Source organism: Pseudomonas parakoreensis (assembly GCF_021602155.1).
Taxonomy (GTDB): domain Bacteria; phylum Pseudomonadota; class Gammaproteobacteria; order Pseudomonadales; family Pseudomonadaceae; genus Aquipseudomonas; species Aquipseudomonas parakoreensis.
The window spans coordinates 24037-46637 of the sequence record NZ_BQHY01000011.1 but is presented as its reverse complement, the minus strand read 5'-3'; the positions used below and the strand labels follow the sequence as shown (position 1 = coordinate 46637).

The window sequence follows — 22601 nt, the reverse complement described above, 5'->3', positions numbered from 1 at the left end:
AGATTGTCATGAACCTGTTGATTGAACGACATGGGCGAGTTGCCCTGATTCGACTGAACCGCCCCCAAGCCCGAAATGCGCTGAGCACGTCACTGATGCAGGAGTTGCTGGCGACGTTGAAGTCGCTGGACAGCGATCCGCAGGTGGGCTGTTTCGTCATCACTGGGACGAAGGACTACTTCGCTGCGGGCGCGGATATTCGTGAAATGTACGACAAGAGTTGTGCTGACATGATCCGCGAAGACTATTTCGCCGATTGGGAGGCCTTTTCGCGGCTACGCACACCGAAAGTCGCAGCGGTTAGCGGTTACGCATTCGGCGGTGGCTGCGAGCTTGCCATGATGTGTGATGTGATCATTGCGGCGGACACCGCGCAGTTCGGATTGCCGGAAATCAGGCTTGGGGTCATGCCTGGAATGGGCGGCACCCAGCGCTTGACCCGCTTGATTGGTCGTGCCAAAGCCATGGACATGATTCTGACCGGACGCTCGCTTGGCGCCGCGCAAGCTGAGCAGGCCGGTCTGGTATCGCGGGTGACCGATTCCGCCGAGGTGTTGACGCAAGCATTGGCCGTCGCGCAACAGATCAGTGGTTTTCCGCGCACGGCGGTGCGTGCGGCGCGGGAGGCCGTAGACCGCGTTGATGAATCGGGCTTACGCGAGGGCATTGTGTTCGAGCGCCGTTCCTTCCATGGCTTGTTCGCCACGCCGGGGCAACGGGAAGGCATGCGGGCATTTCTGGAGAAGCGTGCGCCTCGATTTGAACTGGACTGCTAGTGGTTTGAATACGTCGCTCGCGATCAGATGAAAGAAACTACAGTTCAAAGGGAATAACCCTGCGAGACGAACGTCTCATAGCACCTTTCCCTATGGCCGATGGCCCTGGAGTCTTTCATGGTTGATCGCACCTCACCCCCGGGCGGGCCGCAGCGTCCGCCCTTGAGTGGCGCAAGCCTGGTGCTGCGTCTTGGCGGCATCGCGATAGTTGTCGCGGCTGTCGCCGGGGCGTTTGCCTACGTCCACGGTAACCTTGACCCACAACGTCTGACGCCCAAGGCGCTGGTCGATGTGCTGGAGAAAAACAACGGCGTGCATCCCGGGTTCCGTCGCAACCACGCCAAAGGCGTGTGCGTGATCGGGCATTTTGAGAGCAGCGGCGAGGCGCGGGCGTTTTCTGTCGCGCAGGTGTTCAACGAGGCGCAGACTCCGGTGGTCGGGCGCTTCGCATTGCCGGCGGGCAATCCCTACGCCCCGGACAGCAGCGTACCGATCCGCAGTCTGGCGCTGCGTTTCAGCCAGGCCAACGGTCAGCAATGGCGCACCGGGATGAACAGCATGCCGGTGTTCCCGGTCGGCACGCCTGAGGCGTTCTATCAATTGCAGCAGGCGCAGTCGCCGGATCCGGTCACGGGCAAACCGGACCCGTCGAAGGTGCCGGCATTCTTCGCCGCGCACCCGGAAGCCGTGCCGTTCCTGACGTGGGTGAAGACCGCCAAACCCTCGGCCAGCTATGCCACCGAAACCTACAACAGCGTGAATGCGTTCTATCTGGTCAGCGCCAGTGGGCAGAAGCAGGCGGTGCGCTGGAGCGTCACGCCACTGGCGCGCGATGCCGCCGGAGCAACAGCGCCGGAGGGCGCGGATTTTCTGGAAAAGGATTTGGTGCAGCGACTGGCCGAAGGGCCGTTGCGCTGGCAGTTGAACATCACCTTGGCCAATCCCGGTGACCCGGTGAACGATGCAAGCAAAACCTGGCCCGACGGCCGCAAGGTGATCAACGCCGGCACGCTGGTACTGGAGAAGACCCAGCCGCAGCTCAGCGGTGAATGCCGTGACATCAATTATGATCCGCTGGTGCTGCCCGCCGGTATCGAAGGCTCCGACGACCCGTTGCTCGCTGCGCGTTCCGCCGGTTACGCCGATTCCTACCTGCGGCGTACCAGTGAAGTCGGCCAACTGCCCGCCGCCAAACAGGAGGCTCGCCCATGAGCACGCAACCGACTCATTTCGCGCTGTTGGCGCGGCTCCTGCACTGGCTGATGGCGGTCATGATCATTGCCATGTTGTTCATTGGCGCCGGCATGGTCACTTCAGTTTCACAGCGGCATGAATGGCTGATTCACCTGCATAAACCGCTGGGGATTGCGATTCTGCTGCTGGTAGTGGTACGTCTGTTGGTACGCTTTTCCACCCGACAGCCCCCGCTGCCAGCGGATCTGCCGGGTTGGCAAGTGATGGCGGCCAAGGCGTCGCATGTGTTGTTGTACGCTTTGATGCTGGTGCTACCGGTGCTCGGTTGGGCGATGATCAGTGCGTCGGGGGAGCCGGTGATGCTCAGCAATACCTTGCAATTGCCGTCGATCCTGCCGGCCGATGCGCAGGTGTTTGCCATGTTGCGCAAGGCGCATGGTTATCTGGCGTACCTGTTGTTCCTGACCGTGCTGTTACACCTGGCGGCGGCGCTGTTCCACGGTTGGGTGCGCCGCGACGAGGTGCTCGACAGCATGTTGCGTGGTCGCGAGCGCGATTAACCGGCCTGTGTGGCGCACCGCTGCGGCGCGCCACTTTTCAGGGTCAGCCACCAGTAACCCAGCGCCAGCGCATTGATAGCGGCGCCGAGCAGGCACACGCCGCTCCAGCCGGCCCACGCGTATGTCGCCGTGGAAAGGATTGAACCCACGGCGCTGCCAATCGAGTAGAACAGCATGTAGCCGGCAGTGAGGCGGCTTTGCGCTTCGGGGCGCACGCTGTAGATCATGCTCTGGCTGGTGACGTGTACGGCCTGCAAGCCCAGATCCAGAGTGATCACCCCCAGCAACAGCGCCCATAACGAGGACTGGGTGAGGGCGATTGGCAGCCACGAGGCGAGCATCAGCAGCAGCGACACACCACTGACCCATTGGCCCAGACCGCGATCGGCGAGATGTCCGGCGCGTGCTGCAGCCAGTGCCCCGGCGGCGCCGGCCAGTCCGAACAGGCCGATTTCGCTGTGGGACAACGACAGCGGCGGGGCGGCCAACGGCAGTACCATCGGCGTCCACAGGACCATGGCGCTGGCGAAGGTCAGCAGGGCGAGGATTGCCCGTTGTCGCAGCACCGGCTCTTGTTTGAACAGGCGGAACACCGAGACGATCAGCGGCCCGTAAGCGCTGGACGGTCGCGCGGACTCATGCCTGGGCAGGACGCGTAACAGTAGAAGGGCCATCAGCAGCGTCAGCCCCGCCGACAACAGATAAATCGCCCGCCAGCCGGCCAGATCGGCCATGGCACCGGCCACGGTACGGGCGAGCAGAATACCGACGACGATGCCGCTGGTGACCACGCCGACCACGCGACCGCGTTGCGCCGGGATGGCCAATGTCGCGGCGTAGGCCACCAGCACTTGCGTCACCACGGCGAGCAAACCGGTCAACGTCATGCCGAGCAGCAACCACAGACTGTTGGGTGCCAGCGCAATCATCAGCAGGGCGACTGCCGAGAGCAGGGTCTGGGTGACGATCAGTCGGCGTCGGTTGAGCCGATCGCCGAGGGGAACCAGCAATACCAGACCGATGCCGTAACCGATCTGCGTCAGGGTAATGACGATGCCGATGCTTGCCGGTGACATGGCGAAGGCCTCGGCCATGGCGTCCAGTAGCGGTTGCGCGTAATACACGTTGCCCACGGCCAGACCACAGGCAATGGCAAACAGCAGCACCACGCTGCTTTTGAGCGGTTGAGGTTGCATGCCCTGATTCCTTTTTGGGTTTCAAATTAAAACCAGAATCAAAGTAAGCATTCTGGTTTTAATTTGCAACCTTGCCGGTCGTGGCATTTGATCGCGCAAAAAAAAGATCGCAGACAATGCTGCGATCTTTGGGTGGAGCGGGGAGGGATCAGCGCAGGGTGTCGACCATATCGGCGATGGTGGTCAGCACGTCTTTGCCCAATTGTTTCGAGCGTTTGCCCGACCAGCCCGTTTCTTTGTTCGGATGATCGTCGTGATCCTTGAACGGCATTTCCAGGGTCAGCGACAGGCAGTCGTATTTCTGACCGACCGCGTTGCAGGCCAACGTCATGTTGGCCTGGCCCGGTTCGTCGCGGGTGTAGCCGTACTGGGTCTGGAAGTCCTTGGTGGTGTGCTTGAGGTGCGTGCGGAAATGCTCTTCGAGCTTCTCGATGCGCGGTTTGTAACCCGGGTTGCCTTCACAACCGGCAGTGAACACGTGGGGGATTTCCTCGTCACCGTGTACGTCCAGGAACAGATCGACGCCATACTTTTCCATCTGCTGTTGTACGAAAAGTACCTCGGGGCTGACGTCCTGACTGGCGCTCTGCCAGGCGCGATTTAAATCCTGGCCCATGGCGTTGGTGCGCAGGTGACCGTGGAAGGCGCCGTCCGGGTTCATGTTCGGCACCAGATATAAATCGGCGCTGGCCAGCAATCTGTTCAGCACCGGATCGTCGTGGCGTTCCAGGCGCTCGATCACGCCTTCCATGAACCATTCGGCCATGTGCTCGCCCGGGTGCTGTTGCGCGATAATCCAGATTTTGCGCTGGCTCTCGGCGCCGCTGCCCTTGCGCAGCAACTGAATGTCACGCCCTTCGACGCTCTTGCCGGTGGCCAGCAGTTCGGTGCCGGCCTTGGTCAGCGCCTGCTCGATCAACCAGTCATGACGACCGCGGCTGTAGGGTTCGAAGTAGGCGAACCAGGCGTGGGTTTGTTCGGCTTCAAGGCAAAAGCGCAGGCTGTCACCTTCGAAACTGGTGGGAATGCGGAACCAGTTGACGTGGTCGTAGGAAGCGACAGCCTGATAGTCGGTCCAGGCCTTGTTGTAGGAGGATTGGCTGGCGTTGACCAGGCGAAACCAGTGCTCTTGGTGAACATGCAGGCCGCTGGCCTTGAAGTGGAACCACTGAAAATGCGCGCTGCGGGTATCCGGGCGGATGGCCAGAACCGGGTTGAGCGGATTGGAGATGTCGATGACTTGGATGTTGCCGCTGTCGAAGTTGGCGCTGATGTCGAACGAAGATTTGGCCACTGTCATAATCGATTCCTGAATATGATTTTTATGGCGGCTACTTTACACGCAAGACTGAGCTGAGACCGAGGGAAATTGCGGCTTGCGGTAGGGGGGCGTCTTCCGTGACGCGCAAGCAGCTTAGAGACTGTGCGATTGATTCTCAAGTGCTAATTGTCATTGGTTTGCGCCAATCTGGCCGGGCCAAGCTTGCCAAGCGATATTCTTTTGATATTATCCGCGCCATCGAATTTGCAGCACCCAACGACTTCATTAGCCTGAAGCCATAAGCCCGAAAAACGGGCAAAAAAAGACCCGGCAAAAAGCCGGGTCAAAAACCGTGATTAGCCTGATGAGGAGATAGTCCAGAAGACCGACCTAAGGTCTCTGGTCCATCGACTGATCTCGCGATCAGCTGCTTGCAATAATAATCATTATCATTTGCAAGTCAAACGTTTTTATCTGCGCGATTGGAAAATTCTTTCCTGTCCGCTCACTTCCCGTGTTCGTCAGAGCTGCTCGCCATCAATCGAATGGTCGACCATCGCTCGCGCCATATCCACCATATGCACCACCGAAAAGGCCAGGTCACGGCTCGCGCCCTGCAGGTTTTCGGCTGCCTTGAAGGCGGTGGCCGCTGCGCAACGCAGCAGATCCGACGCATGCACCAGCGCCTCCTCGCCGCTGAGATGGCGTTTCACATCAAAAAAACGCTCATCGACCTCGGGTTCTGACACAGCTGGTTTCAAGTAATAGTCCAGCGCTCGCTGCGCTGCCGCGTTGCCTTGAGGGGAGGTGAACGTGGTGTCCATTTGCAGATCGGGCAAGTCTTTGCTGCTGATATTCATGGTGAAGGGTCACTCCTTGTTCGATTGAAAGTCCGTGCTTTCAGGATAGTACGATGCGTAGTTGTGACCAGAATTTAAATACTACAATATGTGTTTTGCCGGCCGAAGGCGGGGCAAGTAAGGTGCCGCACATGGATAAATGGATTGAGTTGGTCAAGGCCAAGATGAGTGAACTCAAAATCACTCAAACAGAGCTCGGAGAGCGCGTCGGCATGTCCCAAGGCGGCATCGGCCATTGGCTGAACAAACGCCGCGAACCGGGCATCACCCAAATGAACCGCGTGTTGCAGGCGCTGGGCATGGACTTCCTCGAAGTCGTGCTGGTGATCCGTGAACCGCAGGAAGCGGCGGATGACGAAATGCCATTGGCACAGAAGTACAACCCGTACTTCCGCTACCCGGTCAGTGACTGGTCCACCTCGTGCGAAATCCGCGAGAGTGCAGCCACAACCTATGCTCCGACGCAGGACAAGCAGCGCTTCGAACTGACGGATTATCACGCCCGTGGTGCGGCGTTCTGGCTGACGGTGGCGGGGGATTCCATGACCGCACCGACCGGCCAGAGCATTGCCGAGGGCATGCTGATTCTGGTTGATCCGGAGGTGGAAGCGCTGCCAGGCAAACTGGTGATCGCCCAGTGGCAAGGCTGCGCTGAAGCGATCTTTCGCAAGCTGGACGAAGAGGGCGGCCAGCGTTATCTGGTACCGCTCAATCCGACCTGGCCCAAAGCCTTGTTCACCGATGAGTGTCGAATCATTGGCGTGGTGGTTCAGGCCACAGCGCGTTTCTAGCCAGATCGATCCTCGCTCGGCGCAGGATCGATCCTCTGGCTACACGGCTTCCAGTTCAACCAAAGCGCTGCCTTCACTGACCATTTCGCCTTCCTGGCAATACAGCGCTTTGATCACGCCAGCATGGGGCGCGCGAATGCTGTGCTCCATCTTCATCGCCTCCAGCACCACCAGTTGCGCGCCGGCCTCGACCGATTGCCCGGCCTCCACCAACACCCGCACGATGCTGCCGTTCATGGGCGCAGTCAGACCGCCCTGATGGCTGTGGCTGGCGTCGACGGCGCTGATCGGGTCATACGTCTGAATACGCCGTAACTCGCCGTCCCATTGCAGGTACAGCGAATCGCCCTGGCGAATGGCACGCAAGGTGCGGCGCACGCCGTCGCGCTCGACCACCAGCGCTTCATCGGACAGCGTAGCGTTGCTGGCGCTATTCAGCGTCAGTGCCCGATTCTGACCCTCGCAGCTCAAGTGCAGAGTGATTTCCGCCGGCAGACCCGCACGCAAACCTCGGTTCAAGGCCCACGGCGACCCCGGATCATCTTCCCGAACAGCGCTCGGCAAACCCTGTGCGAAAGCCCGTGCTGCGGTCTGCCAGAATTCATCGCTCAGTTCACCCGCAGCAGGCAGCAGCGTTTCCTGATACCGCGGAATAAACCCGGTATCCAGCTCCGCAGCAGCAAATGCCGGATGCGCGATGATCCGCCGCAGGAAGTTGATGTTGGTCTTCAAACCGCCGATCGCGAACTCGTCGAGCATGCTCAACAGCCGCAACCGCGCCTGCTCGCGATCTTCGCCCCAGGCGATCAGCTTGCCGAGCATCGGGTCGTAGAACGGCGAAATTTCATCGCCTTGCTCAACACCGCTATCGACCCGACGCCCTGGTCCCGCAGCCGATTCACGATACAAATCCAGGCGACCGGTGGCGGGCAGGAAATCATTCGACGGGTCTTCGGCATACAGGCGCACTTCAAGCGCATGGCCATTGAGCGGCACTTGATCCTGCGTGATCGGTAACGCTTCGCCGCGAGCCACACGGATCTGCCACGCTACCAGATCGAGTCCGGTGATCGCTTCGGTGACCGGGTGCTCGACCTGCAAACGCGTGTTCATCTCCATGAAGAAGAATTCGCCGCGCGCATCCAGCAGGAACTCCACGGTCCCCGCGCCGACGTAACCAATCGCCTGCGCCGAACGCACCGCCGCTTCGCCCATGGCGCGGCGCAGCTCCGGGGTCAGGCCCGGAGCCGGGGCTTCTTCGACGACTTTTTGGTGCCGGCGCTGAATCGAGCAATCACGCTCGTTGAGGTACAGGCAATGACCATGCTGATCGGCGAACACCTGAATTTCCACATGGCGTGGTTTGAGCAGGTATTTCTCCACCAGCATCCGCGAATCGCCGAATGACGACTGCGCCTCACGCTGCGCCGAGGCCAGGGCTTCGGCCAATTGGCTGACGTCCTCGACCACTTTCATGCCTTTGCCACCGCCACCGGCCGTGGCCTTGAGCAGCACCGGATAGCCAATACGTGCGCAGGCATCGCGGAAGGTATCGAGATCCTGCGCCTCGCCGTGATAGCCCGGCACCAGCGGCACACCGGCGGTTTCCATCAACGCCTTGGCCGCCGATTTGCTGCCCATCGCGTCGATGGCCGAGGCGGGCGGGCCAAGGAAGATCAGCCCGGCCTGTTCAATGGCACGGGCGAAACCAGCGTTCTCCGACAGAAAGCCATAACCCGGATGAATCGCCTGCGCGCCGCTGGCTTTGGCTGCTGCGATCAGTTTGTCGATTTGCAGATAGCTGTCAGCGGCTTTGCTGCCGCCGAGATCAACGCGGATATCTGCTTCCCGGGTGTGCCGCGCTTCGCGGTCGGTGGCGCTATGCACGGCGACGGTGGTCAGGCCCAGCGCCTTGGCGGTACGCATGACCCGGCAAGCGATTTCGCCACGGTTGGCCACCAACAGGGTGGTGAGAACAGGTGCGCTCATCAACGCGGCTCCTTGGGGTTGGTTGCAGCCTGCCAGCTTGGCGGACGTTTTTGCAGAAAGGCGCGCAAGCCTTCCTGGCCTTCAGGGCTGACGCGGATACGTGCGATGGCGTTTTCGGTGTAACGGCGCAACGCCGGGGTCAGCGCACCGTTACCGACTTCGCGCAGCAGATCCTTGCTGGCGCGCATCGCGGCGGGACTGTTGAGCAGCAGGTTGTCGATCCATTGTTCGACCGCTTGATCAAGCTCGGCGGCCGGGTAGCTCTCGGACAACAAACCGATTTCCCGCGCACGCTGTCCGCCGAAACGTTCAGCGGTCAGGGCGTAGCGACGCGCAGCCCGTTCGCCGATGGCCTGCACCACGAACGGACTGATCACCGCCGGGGCCAGGCCGATGCGCACTTCCGACAGACAGAACTGCGCGTCATCGCTGCCAATCGCCATGTCGCAGCAACTGATCAGACCCAGCGCGCCGCCGAACGCCGCCCCTTGCACCACGGCCAGGGTCGGGATTTTCAGCTTGGCGAGGTTGTACATCAGTTCCGCCAGCTCGCGGGCGTCGTCGAGGTTGGTGTGGTAATCGAGCTCGGCTGATTGCTGCATCCACGCCAGATCCGCGCCGGCGCTGAAGTGCCTGCCACGCCCGCGCACCAGCAGGAAGCGCAGGCTGGCATCGCTGGCGACCTTGTCCAGCGCCAGAATCAGTTCGCGGATCATCTCTGCGTTGAACGCGTTGTTCTTTTCCGCACGATTGAGCCACAGGGTGGCGAAACCCCGTGGGTCGTTGTGCAGTTCGAGGGTGTTGAAGTCGCTCATATTCTTCCGTCTCCACGGTTCTTGTGGGAGCGAGCCTGCTCGCGAAAGCGGTGTATCAGTCGAAGTATCCGGAGCTGACAGACCGTCTTCGCGAGCAGGCTCGCTCCCACAAAAAAAGCATCACATCCGGAACACGCCGAAGCGGCTCGGTTCGATAGGCGCGTTCAGCGACGCGGACAAGGCCAGAGCCAGCACGTCACGAGTCTGCGCCGGGTCGATGACGCCGTCGTCCCACAGCCGTGCGCTGGAATAGTAGGGGTGACCCTGCTCTTCGTACTGGTCGAGAATCGGTTGCTTGATCTCGGCTTCCTGTTCCGTACTGAAGGCCTGGCCGCTGCGTTCGGCCTGCTCGCGTTTGACCTGCACCAGCACGCCCGCGGCCTGCTCGGCACCCATCACGCCGATGCGCGCATTCGGCCACATCCACAGGAAACGCGGATCGTAAGCGCGCCCGCACATGCCGTAGTTACCGGCACCGAAACTGCCGCCGATGATCACGGTGAATTTCGGCACGTTGGCGCAGGCCACCGCCGTCACCAGCTTCGCGCCGTGCTTGGCGATGCCGCCGGCCTCGTATTTCTGCCCGACCATGAAGCCGGTGATGTTCTGCAGGAACAGCAGCGGAATGCCGCGCTGGCAGGCCAGTTCGATAAAGTGCGCGCCTTTCTGCGCGGCTTCGGCAAAGAGAATGCCGTTGTTGGCGAGGATCGCGATCGGGTAGCCGTGCAGGTGAGCGAAGCCGCACACCAGCGTGGTACCGAACAAGGCTTTGAATTCATCGAACACCGAGCCGTCGACCAGCCGCGCAATCACTTCGCGCACGTCGAACGGCTGTTTGGCGTCGGCGGAAACCACACCGTACAACTCATCGCTGGGGTACAGCGGCGCAATCGGCGTGCGCTGCTGCACTTCACCGAGCTTGCGCCAGTTGAGGTTGGCGACGCTGCGGCGAGCGAGGGCGAGGGCGTGTTCGTCGCTCTCGGCGTAATGGTCGGCAACCCCGGAAATCTTGCAGTGCACATCGGCACCGCCGAGGTCTTCAGCGCTGACCACTTCACCGGTCGCGGCTTTCACCAGCGGCGGGCCGGCGAGGAAGATGGTTGCCTGGTTGCGTACCATGATCGCTTCGTCCGCCATCGCCGGCACATAGGCGCCGCCAGCGGTGCACGAGCCCATGACCACGGCGATCTGCGGAATGCCCATCGCGCTCATGTTGGCCTGGTTGAAGAAGATCCGGCCGAAGTGCTCGCGATCCGGGAACACCTCGTCCTGACGCGGCAGGTTGGCGCCGCCCGAGTCCACCAGATAGATGCACGGCAAGCGGTTCTGCTGGGCGATGGTCTGCGCGCGCAGGTGTTTTTTCACGGTCAGCGGGTAGTACGAGCCACCTTTCACCGTCGCGTCGTTGGCGACGATCATGCACTCGACGCCTTCGACCCGGCCGATCCCGGCGATCACGCCGGCGGCGGGAACGTCTTCGCCATACACCGCGTGTGCGGCGAGCTGGCTGATTTCCAGAAACGGCGAGCCCGGGTCCAGCAGGCGATTGATCCGCTCTCGCGGCAGCAGTTTACCGCGCGAGGTGTGGCGTTCTTGGGCTTTCGCGCCGCCACCCTGCGCCACATGGGCGAGCAGGGTGTGCAGGGCGTCGACCTGTTCGAGCATCGCCGCGCTGTTGGCGGCGAACTCCGCTGAACGGGGGTTGAGCTGGGTATGCAGGATAGCCATGGACAGCTCCGTTTAGCGGGTTTCGTTGAACAGTTCGCGGCCGATCAGCATGCGCCGGATCTCACTGGTGCCAGCGCCGATTTCGTAGAGTTTGGCGTCACGCAACAGGCGCCCGGCCGGGAATTCGTTGATGTAGCCGTTGCCGCCGAGAATCTGGATCGCGTCGAGGGCCATTTGCGTCGCGCGTTCGGCGGTGTAGAGGATCACCCCGGCGGCGTCCTTGCGCGTGGTTTCGTTGCGCTCGCAGGCCTGGGCCACGGCGTAGAGGTAGGCGCGGCTGGCGTTGAGCTGGGTGTACATGTCGGCGACTTTGCCCTGGATCAGTTGGAATTCGCCGATGCTCTGACCGAACTGCTTGCGGTCGTGGATGTACGGCACGATCAGGTCCATGCACGACTGCATGATCCCGGTCGGGCCGCCGGACAGCACGACGCGCTCGTAATCGAGGCCACTCATCAGCACTTTCACGCCGCCGTTGAGCACGCCGAGGATGTTTTCTTCCGGCACTTCGACGTCATCGAAAAACAGCTCGCAAGTGTTGGAACCGCGCATGCCGAGCTTGTCGAACTTGTTGCTGCGGCTGAAGCCTTTCCAGTCGCGTTCGACGATGAACGCAGTGATGCCGTGCGGGCCTTTTTCCAGGTCGGTCTTGGCGTAGATCACGTAGGTGTTGGCGTCGGGGCCGTTGGTGATCCAGGTCTTGCTGCCGTTGAGCACGAAGCGGTCGCCGCGTTTATCGGCGCGCAGTTTCATCGAGACCACGTCGGAACCGGCGTTCGGCTCGCTCATGGCGAGGGCGCCGACATGTTCGCCGCTGATCAGCTTGGGCAGGTATTTGCTTTTTTGTTCGTGGTTGCCGTTGCGGTTGATCTGGTTGACGCAAAGGTTGGAATGCGCGCCGTAGGACAGCGCCACCGAGGCCGAACCGCGGCTGATTTCTTCCATCGCCACCACGTGCGCCAGATAGCCCAGGCCCGCACCGCCGTACTCTTCCGGTACGGTGATACCCAGCAGGCCCATGTCGCCGAACTTGCGCCACAGGTCGGCCGGGAACAGGTTGTCGTGGTCGATCTGCGCGGCACGTGGCGCGATCTGATCGGCGACGAAGGACTGAACCTGATCGCGCAGCATGTCGATGGTTTCACCGAGGGCGAAGTTCAGGGATGGGTAGCTCATGGGTCACCTTTTGGCTTTTTTGTAGGGTGGGGAGGGCAGTCGAACGGCTCTCACCTTTACGTTAACGTAAGCCTGCGCTGGTTGGCTGTCAATCACCCTTTACGTTAACGTCAACTTGAGCGAGAGTAGGGGCACCTCAGGATTGAAAGCGGACTGCTTTTTTATGGGCGCGACCTTGTGTGGCGAGGGGATTCATCCCCGATGGTTGGCGAAGCCGACCCAAAACCTGTGAATGCGGTTCGACAGGAAAAGCTGAGGGTGCGTTTCGCACACCGTCGGTGATAAATCCCCTCGCCACAAAGGCCACCCGCAAAAAAGTGAGCTCCAGTAAACCCACTAATAAAGACAATAGGGGTCGTCATGGATCAACCCAGTGCAAACCCGCAGCGCAGCTACACCCGTGGTTCCCAGAGCAAAGCCTTGCTGGCGATGACCATCGGGCAGAAGTTCGACGAAACCGTCGCGCAGTACCCGGACGGCGAGGCGCTGGTGGTGCGCCACCAGCAGCTGCGTTACACCTGGCGGCAACTGGCCGACGCGGTGAACGTGCATGCCAGAGCGCTGCTGGCGTTGGGTTTGCAGGCCGGTGACCGGCTCGGCATCTGGGCGCCGAATGGCGCGCAGTGGTGCATCACTCAGTTCGCCACCGCGAAGATCGGCGTGATCCTGGTCAACATCAATCCGGCTTATCGCAGTTCCGAACTCGAATACGTACTCAAGCAATCCGGTTGTCAGTGGCTGGTCTGTGCGGGAGCGTTCAAGAGCTCCAACTATCACGGCATGTTGCAAGGCTTGCTGCCGGAACTGGCCGAGCAATCCATCGGCGAACTGCGCAGCGAGCGCCTGCCGGAATTGCGCGGGTTGATCAGCCTTGATGCACAGCCGCCTTCGGGTTTTCTCCCGTGGTCGCAACTGGCAGATCTGGCCGCCAGTGTCTCTGCCGAACAATTGCGTGAACGCAGCGACAGCCTGCACTTCGACCAACCCGTCAACATCCAGTACACATCCGGCACCACCGGTTTCCCCAAGGGCGCGACCCTCAGTCACTACAACATCCTCAACAACGGTTACATGGTCGGCGAGAGCATCGGTCTGACCGCCGCCGATCGCTTGGTGATCCCGGTGCCGCTGTATCACTGCTTCGGCATGGTCATGGGCAACCTCGGCTGCATCACTCACGCCAGTACGATGATTTACCCCAATGACGCGTTCGATCCGCTACTGACCCTGCAAACCGTCGCCGAAGAAAAGGCCACCGGGCTGTACGGCGTGCCGACCATGTTCATCGCCATGCTTGATCAGCCGCAGCGCGCCGAGTTCGATCTGTCGACCCTGCGCACCGGGATCATGGCCGGCGCCACTTGCCCGATCGAGGTGATGCGCCGGGTCATCAGTGAAATGCACATGAGCGAGGTGCAGATCGCCTATGGCATGACCGAAACCAGCCCTGTCTCCCTGCAGACCGGTCCATCGGACGAACTGGAACTGCGCGTGACCACCGTCGGCCGCACCCAGCCGCAACTCGAAAGCAAAATCATCGACGAGGCCGGTAACCTGGTTCCGCGCGGCACCATCGGCGAACTCTGCACCCGTGGTTACAGCGTGATGCTCGGTTACTGGAGCAACCCGCAAGCCACCGCCGAAGCCATCGATGAGGCGGGCTGGATGCACACCGGCGACCTGGCGAGCATGAACGATGAGGGTTACGTGAATATCGCGGGGCGTAACAAAGACATGATTATTCGCGGGGGCGAGAACATTTACCCGCGTGAGCTGGAAGAGTTTTTCTTCACTCACCCGGCGGTGGCAGACGTACAGGTGATCGGCATCCCGTGCTCGCGTTACGGTGAGGAGATCGTTGCCTGGATCAAATTCCACCCCGGCCACCATGCCTCCGAACTGGAACTGCAAACCTGGTGCAAGGAGCGCATCGCGCACTTCAAGACGCCGCGTCATTTCAAGTTTGTGGAGGAGTTTCCGATGACGGTGACGGGCAAGATCCAGAAATTCCGGATGCGTGAGATCAGTATCGAGGAGTTAAAAACAATCGAACGGTAACCACCACCCCTGTGGGAGCTGGCTTGCCAGCGATTGCGGTAGATCATTCAACATTGATGCTGGCTGACCTGACGCTATCGCTGGCAAGCCAGCTCCCACAGGGATGTTCGGGAATTCGGGAATTGCAGAAAGCACAAAGGGGAGCCGAAGCTCCCCTTTAATTTTGTCGTCGCGTGCTCTTTTTTATTATTGAGGGGCGGTCTGTTGTTGTTTTTGGCAACCGTGGCCCTTTACCGCTGTTTTTGGCGACCCCCATCCGGGGTCAAGAGCAAACGTATTTTTTTGAGCGCTGATCTGCTTTCTCGTTAAACGATCCAACCGATTCGGGCGCTACCTGAAGGTAGTTTTATTGTTCTCTGCCCGGTTGCGGGTCACTCCTGAGAGCACCCTGAAAAGCACACCTTCTCCAAAAAAATCTGTTAGCTGCGTCTCTGCCGTGTTGTTTTTGTTATGTCAGAGTCGGTACGTCTTATTTTTATTGGTTTGCTGCTTTTTATTCTTGTTATGCCATAGAGATAGCAGAAGCCGTGCCAACTTTTTAAAACCCTTTTAAATCAATGGCTTGAGATTTTTGAAGGATTTTTCCTTCAGGCAAAACCAGACAATTTGTTTCCGTGTTACTCGACTATGCCCACGTTTCAGACACCGCGGTAACACCTTCGCCCTCACTGGGCGTTACGGGCCTTGGCCACACGCGAACCGCTCGGGCGACCGAGCACCGCACTGATCTGCTGACCCGCCGCAATCAGGGCGTCGAGGTCGATACCGGTCTTGATACCCAGGCCGTTGAGCAGGTACACCACGTCTTCGGTGGCGACGTTACCGCTCGCGCCTTTGGCGTACGGGCAGCCGCCGAGACCGGCAATAGAGCTGTCGAACACGGCAATGCCTTCCAGCAGGCTGGCATAGATGTTGGCCATCGCCTGGCCGTAGGTGTCGTGGAAGTGTCCAGCCAGTTTTTCCCGTGGGACTTGCGCCGAGACCACTTCGAACAGCCGCCGCGTGGCGCCGGCAGTGCCGGTGCCAATGGTGTCGCCGAGGGACACTTCGTAGCAGCCCATCGCGTACAGTTCACGCGCAACCATCGCCACTTGTTCCGGCGCGACCTCGCCTTCATAAGGGCAACCCAGCACGCAGGACACGTAACCGCGCACGGTAACGCTATGCTGTTTCGCGGCTTCCATGATCGGTGCAAAGCGCGCCAGGCTTTCGCTGATCGAGCAATTGATGTTGCGCTGCGAGAACGCCTCGGATGCGGCGGCGAATACCGCAACCTCTTTCACACCCGCCGCCAGCGCATCTTCAAAACCGCGCAGATTGGGCGCCAGTGCACCGTAGATGACGCCGGGCTTGCGCTGGATCTGCGCGAACACCTCGGCCGAACCGGCCATTTGCGGCACCCATTTCGGCGAGACAAAACTGCCGACTTCTATATAGCCGAGGCCGGCGGCGCTCAGGGCGTCGACCAGTTGTACCTTGTCAGCCACGCTGATCGGTTGGGCTTCGTTCTGCAGACCATCGCGCGGGCCGACTTCGATCAGGCGTACTTGGGAGGGGAGGGACATGGGATTGACCTGTTGTAATTGTCTGAAGTCTTCGAAGATGCCCCTGTGGGAGCGAGCCTGCTCGCGAGCGATCTGTCATTCAACATCTTTGGTGATTGACCTGGTGCATTCGCGAGCAGGCTCGCTCCCACAAGGGATTTATTTGGATTACTGAACTGATTGCTGGCCCTTGAGCGTCTGTTCCAACGCCTGCACGCAGCGTTCTTCCGCGGTGTCGAGTTCCAGCTTCATCTGTTCGATGTCGAGTAACTGCTGTTCGAGCTGTGCCCGGCGCTCGCTGATTTTCGCCAGCATGCTGTTGAGTTGTTTGGTGTTACCGCTGGAGGGGTCGTAGAGCTCGATCAATTCGCGGCATTCGGCGAGCGAGAAACCAATGCGCTTGCCACGCAGGATCAGCTTCAGACTGACCTTGTCGCGCGGTGAATAGATGCGTTCCTGGCCACGGCGCTCAGGGCTGAGCAGGCCTTGCTCTTCATAAAAGCGGATCGCCCGGGTGGTGATGTCCAGCTCGCGGGCGAGGTCGGAAATGCTGTAGGTCTGGCTGCTCATGAAAGCGCTCGAAAGAAGGTCTTGGCGCTAAGCTAATGGCGAGTTGACGTTTACGTCAAGGTTCAAAGTGTGTGGCGCCAGTGCTGGCCTCTTCGCGAGCAGGCTCGCTCCCACATTCGATCGTGTTTCTTCAGATGGAACGCGATCAACTGTGGGAGCGAGCCTGCTCGCGAAGAACGAAAACGCGGTAGCCAGCCTTACACCTTATCGAGCTTCTTCTCCTGCGCCGCCACTTGCTGGCACAACTCAATGATCTGCTCGCGCATCCAACGGTTGGCTGGGTCCTGGTCGGTGCTCTCATGCCAGTAAAGGTGAGTCTCCACCGGCGGCACGTCGTTGACTGGAAGGTTGAACGCATGCAAATCGTTGCGCCGGGCAAAACGCTCAGGCACGGTCATGACCATATCGGTCTGCTGCATGACCTGCGATGCCATCAAATAATGCTGCGAGCGCAGGGCGATCTTGCGCTGAATGCCCATTTTCCCCAGGGACAGATCGACATAGCCCAGACCGCTGCGGCGGCTGGAGATGTGGATATGCGTCAGCGACAGGTAATCGTCGAGGCTGAGTTTTTCCTTGCCCGCCAGCGGATGGCCCTTGCGCATCGCACAGACGTAACGGTCTTCCATCAGTTTGACGTGACGCACTTGCGGATCGGTATTGAGTGGCGCATCGACGGCAAAATCCAGGCGTCCGGCCGCCAGTTCCTTGGTGGTCTCACGGCGTTTGGACAGGAAGCTCTCGATGATCACCGTCGGCGCCAGACGCCGCAAACGCTGGAACAGCGGCGGCAGAATCACCGCCTCAGTGAGGTCGGTCATGCTGATGCGGTAAGTCTTCACCGCCTGCGCCGGGTTGAAAATCCGGCTCTCCTGCACCGACACCCGCAGCAGCGACAGCGCGTTGCGCACCGGGCCGATGATGTTCTGCGCCATCGGCGTCGGCACCATGCCCTGCGCGGTGCGCACGAACAGCGGGTCATTGAAGGTTTCGCGCAACCGCGCCAGCGCGTTGGACACCGCCGGCTGGGTGATGCCGACAATCTGCCCGGCGCGGGTCAGGTTGGCTTCGGTGTAGATCGCGTCGAAGACGATGAAAAGGTTGAGGTCGACCTTACTCAGATTCATTACGCGGCTTCTCTTGTTCTAGGGGCTGACGATCAGCGGATCATATATCGGTGATGAATGTTTATACACGCCGAGAATAGGCTAGGTAAATTATCAGCGCTGTTCTAGCATCGATTGCATGATCTGAACAACCTCTGCCCATAGAAGGTAATTGCTCATGGATTTCGCTTATTCGCCCAAGGTGCAAGAACTGCGTGAGCGCGTGACCGCGTTCATGGACACTTACGTTTACCCGGCCGAAGCCGTGTTCGAACGCCAGGTTGCCGAGGGCGATCGCTGGCAGCCGACCGCGATCATGGAAGAACTCAAAGCCAAGGCCAAGGCTGAAGGTCTGTGGAACCTGTTCCTGCCGGAGTCGGAACTTGGCGCCGGGCTGACCAACCTGGAATATGCACCGCTGGCTGAGATCATGGGCCGTTCGCTGCTCGGGCCGGAGCCGTTCAACTGCTCGGCGCCGGACACCGGCAACATGGAAGTGCTGGTGCGTTACGCTAACGAAGAACAGAAACAGCGCTGGCTCGAACCGCTGCTGCGCGGCGAGATCCGCTCGGCGTTCGCCATGACCGAGCCGGACGTGGCCTCGTCCGACGCCACCAACATGGCCGCCCGCGCTGTGCGTGATGGTGACGAGTGGGTGATCAACGGCAAGAAGTGGTGGACCTCCGGCGCTTGCGATCCACGTTGCAAGATCCTGATCTTCATGGGCCTGAGTAACCCCGACGCACCGCGCCATGCCCAGCACTCGATGATTCTCGTACCGGTCGACACCCCCGGGGTGAAAATCGTCCGTCCGCTGCCGGTGTTCGGTTACGACGATGCACCGCACGGCCACGCCGAGGTGCTGTTCGACAACGTGCGCGTGCCGTACGAAAACGTCCTGCTCGGTGAGGGAAGAGGCTTCGAAATCGCTCAGGGTCGCCTTGGCCCGGGCCGCATTCACCACTGCATGCGTTCGATCGGCATGGCCGAGCGCGCCCTGGAATTGATGTGCAAACGTTCGGTGAGTCGCACTGCATTCGGCAAACCGCTGGCGCGTCTGGGCGGTAACGTCGACAAAATCGCCGATTCGCGGATGGAAATCGACATGGCGCGCCTGCTGACCCTGAAAGCGGCGTACATGATGGACACCGTGGGTAACAAGGTTGCCAGAAGCGAGATCGCGCAGATCAAGGTTGTCGCGCCAAACGTCGCGCTGCGGGTGATCGACCGGGCGATCCAGATCCACGGCGGGGCGGGGGTCTCGAACGATTTCCCGCTGGCCTACATGTACGCCATGCAACGCACCCTGCGCCTGGCCGACGGCCCGGACGAAGTGCACCGCGCGGCGATTGGCAAGTTCGAGATCGGCAAGTACGTGCCGAAGGAAATGTTGCGTAGCGAGCGCTGATCCAGTACCGCGTCATCGTTCATCGCTGGCAAGCCAGCTCCCACAGGTTTGTTTGGTGTTCACAAACTTTGTGTTCACTGGAAATCTCTGTGGGAGCTGGCTTGCCAGCGATGACGTAAGCAGGTTCAACACATCAACATCAGATTCAGTACACCCAAACCTCAACCCGCCGATTCTTGATCCTGCCTTCATCCGCACTGTTCGCCGCCACCGGCATCAGCGCGCCAAACCCACGAACTTCGCGCATCACCACGCCGTTCTTCACCAGTTCGCGACGCACCGCCATCGCCCGCAGTTTCGACAGCAGGTCGGCCCGTGCCGGGTCGTCTTTCTCGTCGCCAAACCCCACCAGCGTCACCGCGCGCTCGGTCTTGGCGTGGCGCTTTATATAGTCGAGCACCCGCGCCAGATCCTGCCGCGCCTTGTTGTCGAGGCTGGCGCTGCCTTCCTCGAAGCGGAAGTTCACCGTCAGACGCTGGGCGTGACGGCTGAGGGATTGATAGCCCTCGGGCATCAGCGCATTCGGGGTGACGGTCATCGCGTGCACGGTCTGGCTGATGAAACCGGTGGCCGCGACAATCTTCTGGCCCTGTGGGCTTTGCGCAAACGCTACCAATGCCGATGCCCACGGATTCTGGTTGCTGGGTGGCAAATAAAAGAACAGGCGCCGCGACAGCGGATAGTCCTCGGTGGCAATCAGGCTGTTGAGCGGCAACATCGATTGCGATGCGCCGTCAGCGATGGCCACGGCTTTGGCCTGGCGTACATACGGCAGGCCGATGAAACCGATGCCTTGCGGATCGTTGCTCACCGCATCGGACAATTGCTCGCTGGATTCGAAGCGTTTCGCACTGGAACTCAGGTGTTTCCCGCGCCGAGCCAGCACCAGTTCCTTGAACGTGTCGTAAGTGCCGGACTGATCATCCCGCGCATATAAATGAATCGATCCGCCGTGCCCGCCGAGGTCTTCCCAGGTTTTCACCTCACCGCTGAAGATCCGCGCCAGTTGCTCGGTGTCCAGTTGCTGCAGGGGGTTGCCGGGGTGAAGGATGATCGCCAGACCATCGATGGCAATCACTTGCTCGGCCTCAGCGCTTTTCAGGTCGCCGAGCGCTTCCAGGTTGAGCAGTTCGCTGTCCTTGATCGGGCGTGAGGAGGCGGCGAGGTCGGCGCTGGCGGTTTTCAGTGCGGTGAACCCGGTGCTGGAACCGTGGGCGGCGACTTCAATCACCACCCGTTGGCCTTGCGCAGTCTGTGCGACGATGTGTTGTTCGTTGGCGTTGTCGGGGTTTTCACGGTGAATCTTCAGCAGACCCTGCTCTTGCAGAAAACCTTCGACCAGCGCCGGGCCGAGATCGGCGCCGATGGTGTTGGAACCCTGAATGCGCAATGCCGGGCCGTTTTCGGGGACGGGCAGGGTGGCGGCACTGACCGTCAGCCATGCACTCGACAGAAAAGCGAACAGAACACGCAGGGTCATGCCGGCACCGAATCAGGCCAAGGGGATTGCCGGGGAGATTAAGTCAGGCGCATGACCAAAACATGACAGGGATCCAATGTAGGAGTGAGCCTGTGGTGAGGGGATTTATCCCCGATGGTTGGCGAAGCCGACCCAAGATCTTCATTTCGATCGACTAGAGACGACTGGGGCTGCTTCGCAGCCCATCGGGGATAAATCCCCTCACCACAGGCTCACTCCTACAGGGAGAAGCGTTGTGAATCAGCTCAACTCAAGCCAGATAGGCGCATGGTCCGACGGCTTCTCCATGCCGCGCAGTTCGTAGTCCACGCCCGCATCCTTGACCCGTGGCAGCAAGCCATGGGAGGCGAGAATCACGTCGATGCGCAGACCACGCTTGGGCTCATCCTCAAATCCGCGGCTGCGGTAGTCGAACCAGCTGAACATGTCGGTCACGTCCGGGTTGAGGTGGCGGAAGCTGTCAGTCAGGCCCCAGTTTTTCAGGCGGGCCATCCATTCACGTTCTTCCGGCAGGAAGCTGCATTTGCCGGTTTTCAGCCAGCGCTTCATGTTGTCCGGGCCAATGCCGATGTCGCTGTCCTCCGGGGAAATGTTCACATCGCCCATCACCACCAGCGGCTGTTCGTTGTGGAACTGGCTTTCCAGCAGGGTTTGCAGGTCACTGTAGAAGCGTTGCTTGGCCGGGAATTTGGTCGGGTGGTCGCGACTTTCGCCCTGCGGGAAGTAGCCGTTCATGATGGTTACCGGCACGCCATTGGCGTCGGCGAAAGTGCCCCAGATAAAGCGGCGCTGGGCGTCTTCTTCATCGCTGGCGAAGCCTTTGTGAATCGCGATCGGCTCACTGCGCGAAAGCAGGGCAACGCCGTAATGGCCTTTCTGGCCGTGGAAATAAACGTGATAACCCAGCGCACGCACTTCTTCCAGCGGGAACTGGTCGTCGTGGACCTTGGTTTCCTGCAGGCCGATCACGTCCGGCTGATGCTTTTCGATCAGCGCTGCCAGCTGATGCGGACGGGCGCGCAGTCCGTTGATGTTGAAGGAAACAATCTTCATGGTCGGCAGTCCTGGCAAAAGGGCGATGCTAGCTGACATGTGGGATGGGGGCCAGTGTGGGGTAAGCAGATTCGCTGTGTTCTGTCAGATGTGTGCTGTCTGTAGGGGCCCCATCGCTGGCAAGCCAGCTCCCACAGGTTCAATGGTGTTCACATATTTTGTGTGCGACGCAGGCACTGTGGGAGCTGGCTTGCCAGCGAAGAGGACCGCCCGGTCGATGAAGATCCCGAGTTGGTCTATACCTGTGGGGAACTGCGCCACCTGCAACAGGTTCGTACCAACAAGAGCGCAGTCATTTGCGCTGCGCCCCGGGGGAGAATCACCGTCATGCCTGAAACCCAGACTGCCATCGCCGACATCCACATGCTTGACCGCGGTTACTCGCGCGAAGCCCGATCGCTGCTGTATCAGGCCTACCGCCACGAACCGACCTTCGGTTACTTGTTCGAGGCCGAGCGGCCGGGCTACGAGCAGCGCGTACGGGCCACGGTGCGTGAGCTGGTCAAGCAGCATTTCCTGCAGGACCTGCCAGCCATCGGCCTGCTGGTCAACGACCGCCTGATCGGGATTGCCCTGATCGCGCCGCCGCAACGGCGTCTGGGGATCACCGAGAGCTGGGCGTGGCGCCTGCGCATGGTGCTCAGCACCGGCTTCCGTTGCACCCGGCGTTATCTGGCCTATCACGATGCGGTGGCGGCGTGCGTGCCCAGCGATTCGGTGCACATGTTGCCGCTGCTGGGAATCCACCCGCAGTTTCAAGGCAAACATTTCGGTGAGCAGTTGCTGACGGCGGTGCACAACTGGTGCGCGGTGGACGACACTTCGCAAGGCGTGGTGCTCGACACTGGCAACCCGCGTTACCTGGAATTCTACAAACGTCAGGGTTACGAGGAGATTGGCGAAGTGGCCGTCGGCCCGGTGCGTGAACACGTTTTTTTCCACGCCAATCCGCAGGTGTTACAAACTGCAACAGCATAGCAATCGAACTTCTTCGGAAATTTCCTGTTCTATCACGCTCCCAAGCCCGTGATAGCAT

20 protein-coding genes are annotated in these 22601 nt (G+C 60.4%); 8 read left to right on the top strand and 12 right to left on the bottom strand.

The window, feature by feature from the left end; genetic code table 11:
- The first annotated feature begins 8 nt into the window (after positions 1-8).
- The 3 genes from L6D63_RS18335 to L6D63_RS18325 all read left to right on the top strand — a co-directional run bounded on the left by L6D63_RS18335 (position 9) and on the right by L6D63_RS18325 (position 2530).
- A complete protein-coding gene (locus L6D63_RS18335) occupies positions 9-776 on the top strand; it encodes an enoyl-CoA hydratase-related protein (RefSeq protein ID WP_131670126.1) in 768 nt (255 codons plus the stop codon).
- 117 nt (positions 777-893) lie between these two features.
- Entirely contained in the window at positions 894-1988 is a 1095-nt protein-coding gene (locus L6D63_RS18330) for a catalase family peroxidase (RefSeq protein WP_131670127.1), read from the top strand.
- Positions 1985-2530: a cytochrome b gene (locus L6D63_RS18325; RefSeq protein ID WP_047291646.1), complete on the top strand. Its 546-nt coding sequence runs from the start codon at positions 1985-1987 to the stop codon at positions 2528-2530. The genes L6D63_RS18330 and L6D63_RS18325 overlap by 4 nt, the downstream gene beginning before the upstream one ends.
- Here L6D63_RS18325 and L6D63_RS18320 read toward each other — a convergent pair.
- Together L6D63_RS18320 and L6D63_RS18315 are read right to left on the bottom strand one after the other, a co-directional pair.
- Positions 2527-3726 carry an MFS transporter gene (locus tag L6D63_RS18320; protein ID WP_131670128.1) on the bottom strand — a complete coding sequence of 400 codons (1200 nt, stop codon included), beginning with the start codon at positions 3724-3726 and terminating at the stop codon, positions 2527-2529. The two genes, L6D63_RS18325 and L6D63_RS18320, sit on opposite strands and share 4 nt — an antisense overlap.
- Positions 3727-3874: 148 nt before the next feature.
- Positions 3875-5026 (bottom strand): M14 family metallopeptidase, encoded by a 1152-nt coding sequence (locus tag L6D63_RS18315; protein WP_131670129.1) that lies wholly within the window; start codon positions 5024-5026, stop codon positions 3875-3877.
- A 98-nt stretch (positions 5027-5124) separates the two neighbouring features.
- On the opposite strand from L6D63_RS18315, the gene L6D63_RS18310 reads away from it, so the two are divergent.
- A complete protein-coding gene (locus L6D63_RS18310; RefSeq protein WP_155416795.1) occupies positions 5125-5289 on the top strand; it encodes a hypothetical protein in 165 nt (54 codons plus the stop codon).
- A gap of 219 nt (positions 5290-5508) precedes the next feature.
- Here the strand turns inward: L6D63_RS18310 and L6D63_RS18305 are convergent, their stop codons facing one another.
- Positions 5509-5847 carry a DUF6124 family protein gene (locus tag L6D63_RS18305; RefSeq protein WP_003223691.1) on the bottom strand — a complete coding sequence of 113 codons (339 nt, stop codon included), beginning with the start codon at positions 5845-5847 and terminating at the stop codon, positions 5509-5511.
- 131 nt (positions 5848-5978) lie between these two features.
- Here L6D63_RS18305 and L6D63_RS18300 point away from each other — a divergent pair, with 131 nt between their 5' ends.
- Positions 5979-6638: a LexA family protein gene (locus L6D63_RS18300; protein WP_047291652.1), complete on the top strand. Its 660-nt coding sequence runs from the start codon at positions 5979-5981 to the stop codon at positions 6636-6638.
- 39 nt (positions 6639-6677) lie between these two features.
- Here the strand turns inward: L6D63_RS18300 and L6D63_RS18295 are convergent, their stop codons facing one another.
- From L6D63_RS18295 to L6D63_RS18280, 4 genes are all read right to left on the bottom strand, one after another.
- Positions 6678-8627: an acetyl/propionyl/methylcrotonyl-CoA carboxylase subunit alpha gene (locus L6D63_RS18295; RefSeq protein WP_047291655.1), complete on the bottom strand. Its 1950-nt coding sequence runs from the start codon at positions 8625-8627 to the stop codon at positions 6678-6680.
- On the bottom strand, positions 8627-9442 hold the full coding sequence (locus tag L6D63_RS18290) for a gamma-carboxygeranoyl-CoA hydratase (protein ID WP_121184747.1): 816 nt from the start codon (positions 9440-9442) through the stop codon (positions 8627-8629). Before L6D63_RS18290 ends, L6D63_RS18295 begins: the two co-directional genes overlap by 1 nt.
- A 120-nt stretch (positions 9443-9562) precedes the next feature.
- On the bottom strand, positions 9563-11170 hold the full coding sequence (locus L6D63_RS18285; RefSeq protein WP_095666966.1) for a carboxyl transferase domain-containing protein: 1608 nt from the start codon (positions 11168-11170) through the stop codon (positions 9563-9565).
- 12 nt (positions 11171-11182) lie between these two features.
- Entirely contained in the window at positions 11183-12346 is a 1164-nt protein-coding gene (locus L6D63_RS18280) for an isovaleryl-CoA dehydrogenase (protein WP_047291661.1), read from the bottom strand.
- A 360-nt stretch (positions 12347-12706) separates the two neighbouring features.
- On the opposite strand from L6D63_RS18280, the gene L6D63_RS18275 reads away from it, so the two are divergent.
- Positions 12707-14404 (top strand): AMP-binding protein, encoded by a 1698-nt coding sequence (locus tag L6D63_RS18275; RefSeq protein WP_131670130.1) that lies wholly within the window; start codon positions 12707-12709, stop codon positions 14402-14404.
- 665 nt (positions 14405-15069) lie between these two features.
- On the opposite strand, the gene L6D63_RS18270 is transcribed toward L6D63_RS18275, so the two are convergent.
- From L6D63_RS18270 to L6D63_RS18260, 3 genes are all read right to left on the bottom strand, one after another.
- A complete protein-coding gene (locus L6D63_RS18270) occupies positions 15070-15969 on the bottom strand; it encodes a hydroxymethylglutaryl-CoA lyase (protein ID WP_131670131.1) in 900 nt (299 codons plus the stop codon).
- A gap of 147 nt (positions 15970-16116) precedes the next feature.
- Positions 16117-16518 (bottom strand): MerR family transcriptional regulator, encoded by a 402-nt coding sequence (locus L6D63_RS18265; RefSeq protein WP_047291666.1) that lies wholly within the window; start codon positions 16516-16518, stop codon positions 16117-16119.
- 197 nt (positions 16519-16715) lie between these two features.
- Positions 16716-17645 (bottom strand): LysR family transcriptional regulator, encoded by a 930-nt coding sequence (locus L6D63_RS18260; RefSeq protein ID WP_041075049.1) that lies wholly within the window; start codon positions 17643-17645, stop codon positions 16716-16718.
- A 157-nt stretch (positions 17646-17802) separates the two neighbouring features.
- Between L6D63_RS18260 and L6D63_RS18255 the strand changes: the two genes are divergently transcribed.
- Positions 17803-19032 carry an acyl-CoA dehydrogenase gene (locus tag L6D63_RS18255; RefSeq protein WP_121184754.1) on the top strand — a complete coding sequence of 410 codons (1230 nt, stop codon included), beginning with the start codon at positions 17803-17805 and terminating at the stop codon, positions 19030-19032.
- A gap of 145 nt (positions 19033-19177) precedes the next feature.
- Here the strand turns inward: L6D63_RS18255 and L6D63_RS18250 are convergent, their stop codons facing one another.
- Together L6D63_RS18250 and xthA are read right to left on the bottom strand one after the other, a co-directional pair.
- Positions 19178-20512, bottom strand: a complete 1335-nt coding sequence (locus L6D63_RS18250) for a substrate-binding domain-containing protein (protein WP_095666962.1) — start codon at positions 20510-20512, stop codon at positions 19178-19180.
- A gap of 240 nt (positions 20513-20752) precedes the next feature.
- Positions 20753-21565 (bottom strand): exodeoxyribonuclease III, encoded by an 813-nt coding sequence (xthA, locus tag L6D63_RS18245; RefSeq protein ID WP_131670132.1) that lies wholly within the window; start codon positions 21563-21565, stop codon positions 20753-20755.
- A 327-nt stretch (positions 21566-21892) separates the two neighbouring features.
- Between xthA and L6D63_RS18240 the strand changes: the two genes are divergently transcribed.
- Positions 21893-22543 (top strand): GNAT family N-acetyltransferase, encoded by a 651-nt coding sequence (locus L6D63_RS18240; RefSeq protein WP_131670133.1) that lies wholly within the window; start codon positions 21893-21895, stop codon positions 22541-22543.
- The last annotated feature ends 58 nt before the right edge of the window (positions 22544-22601 follow it).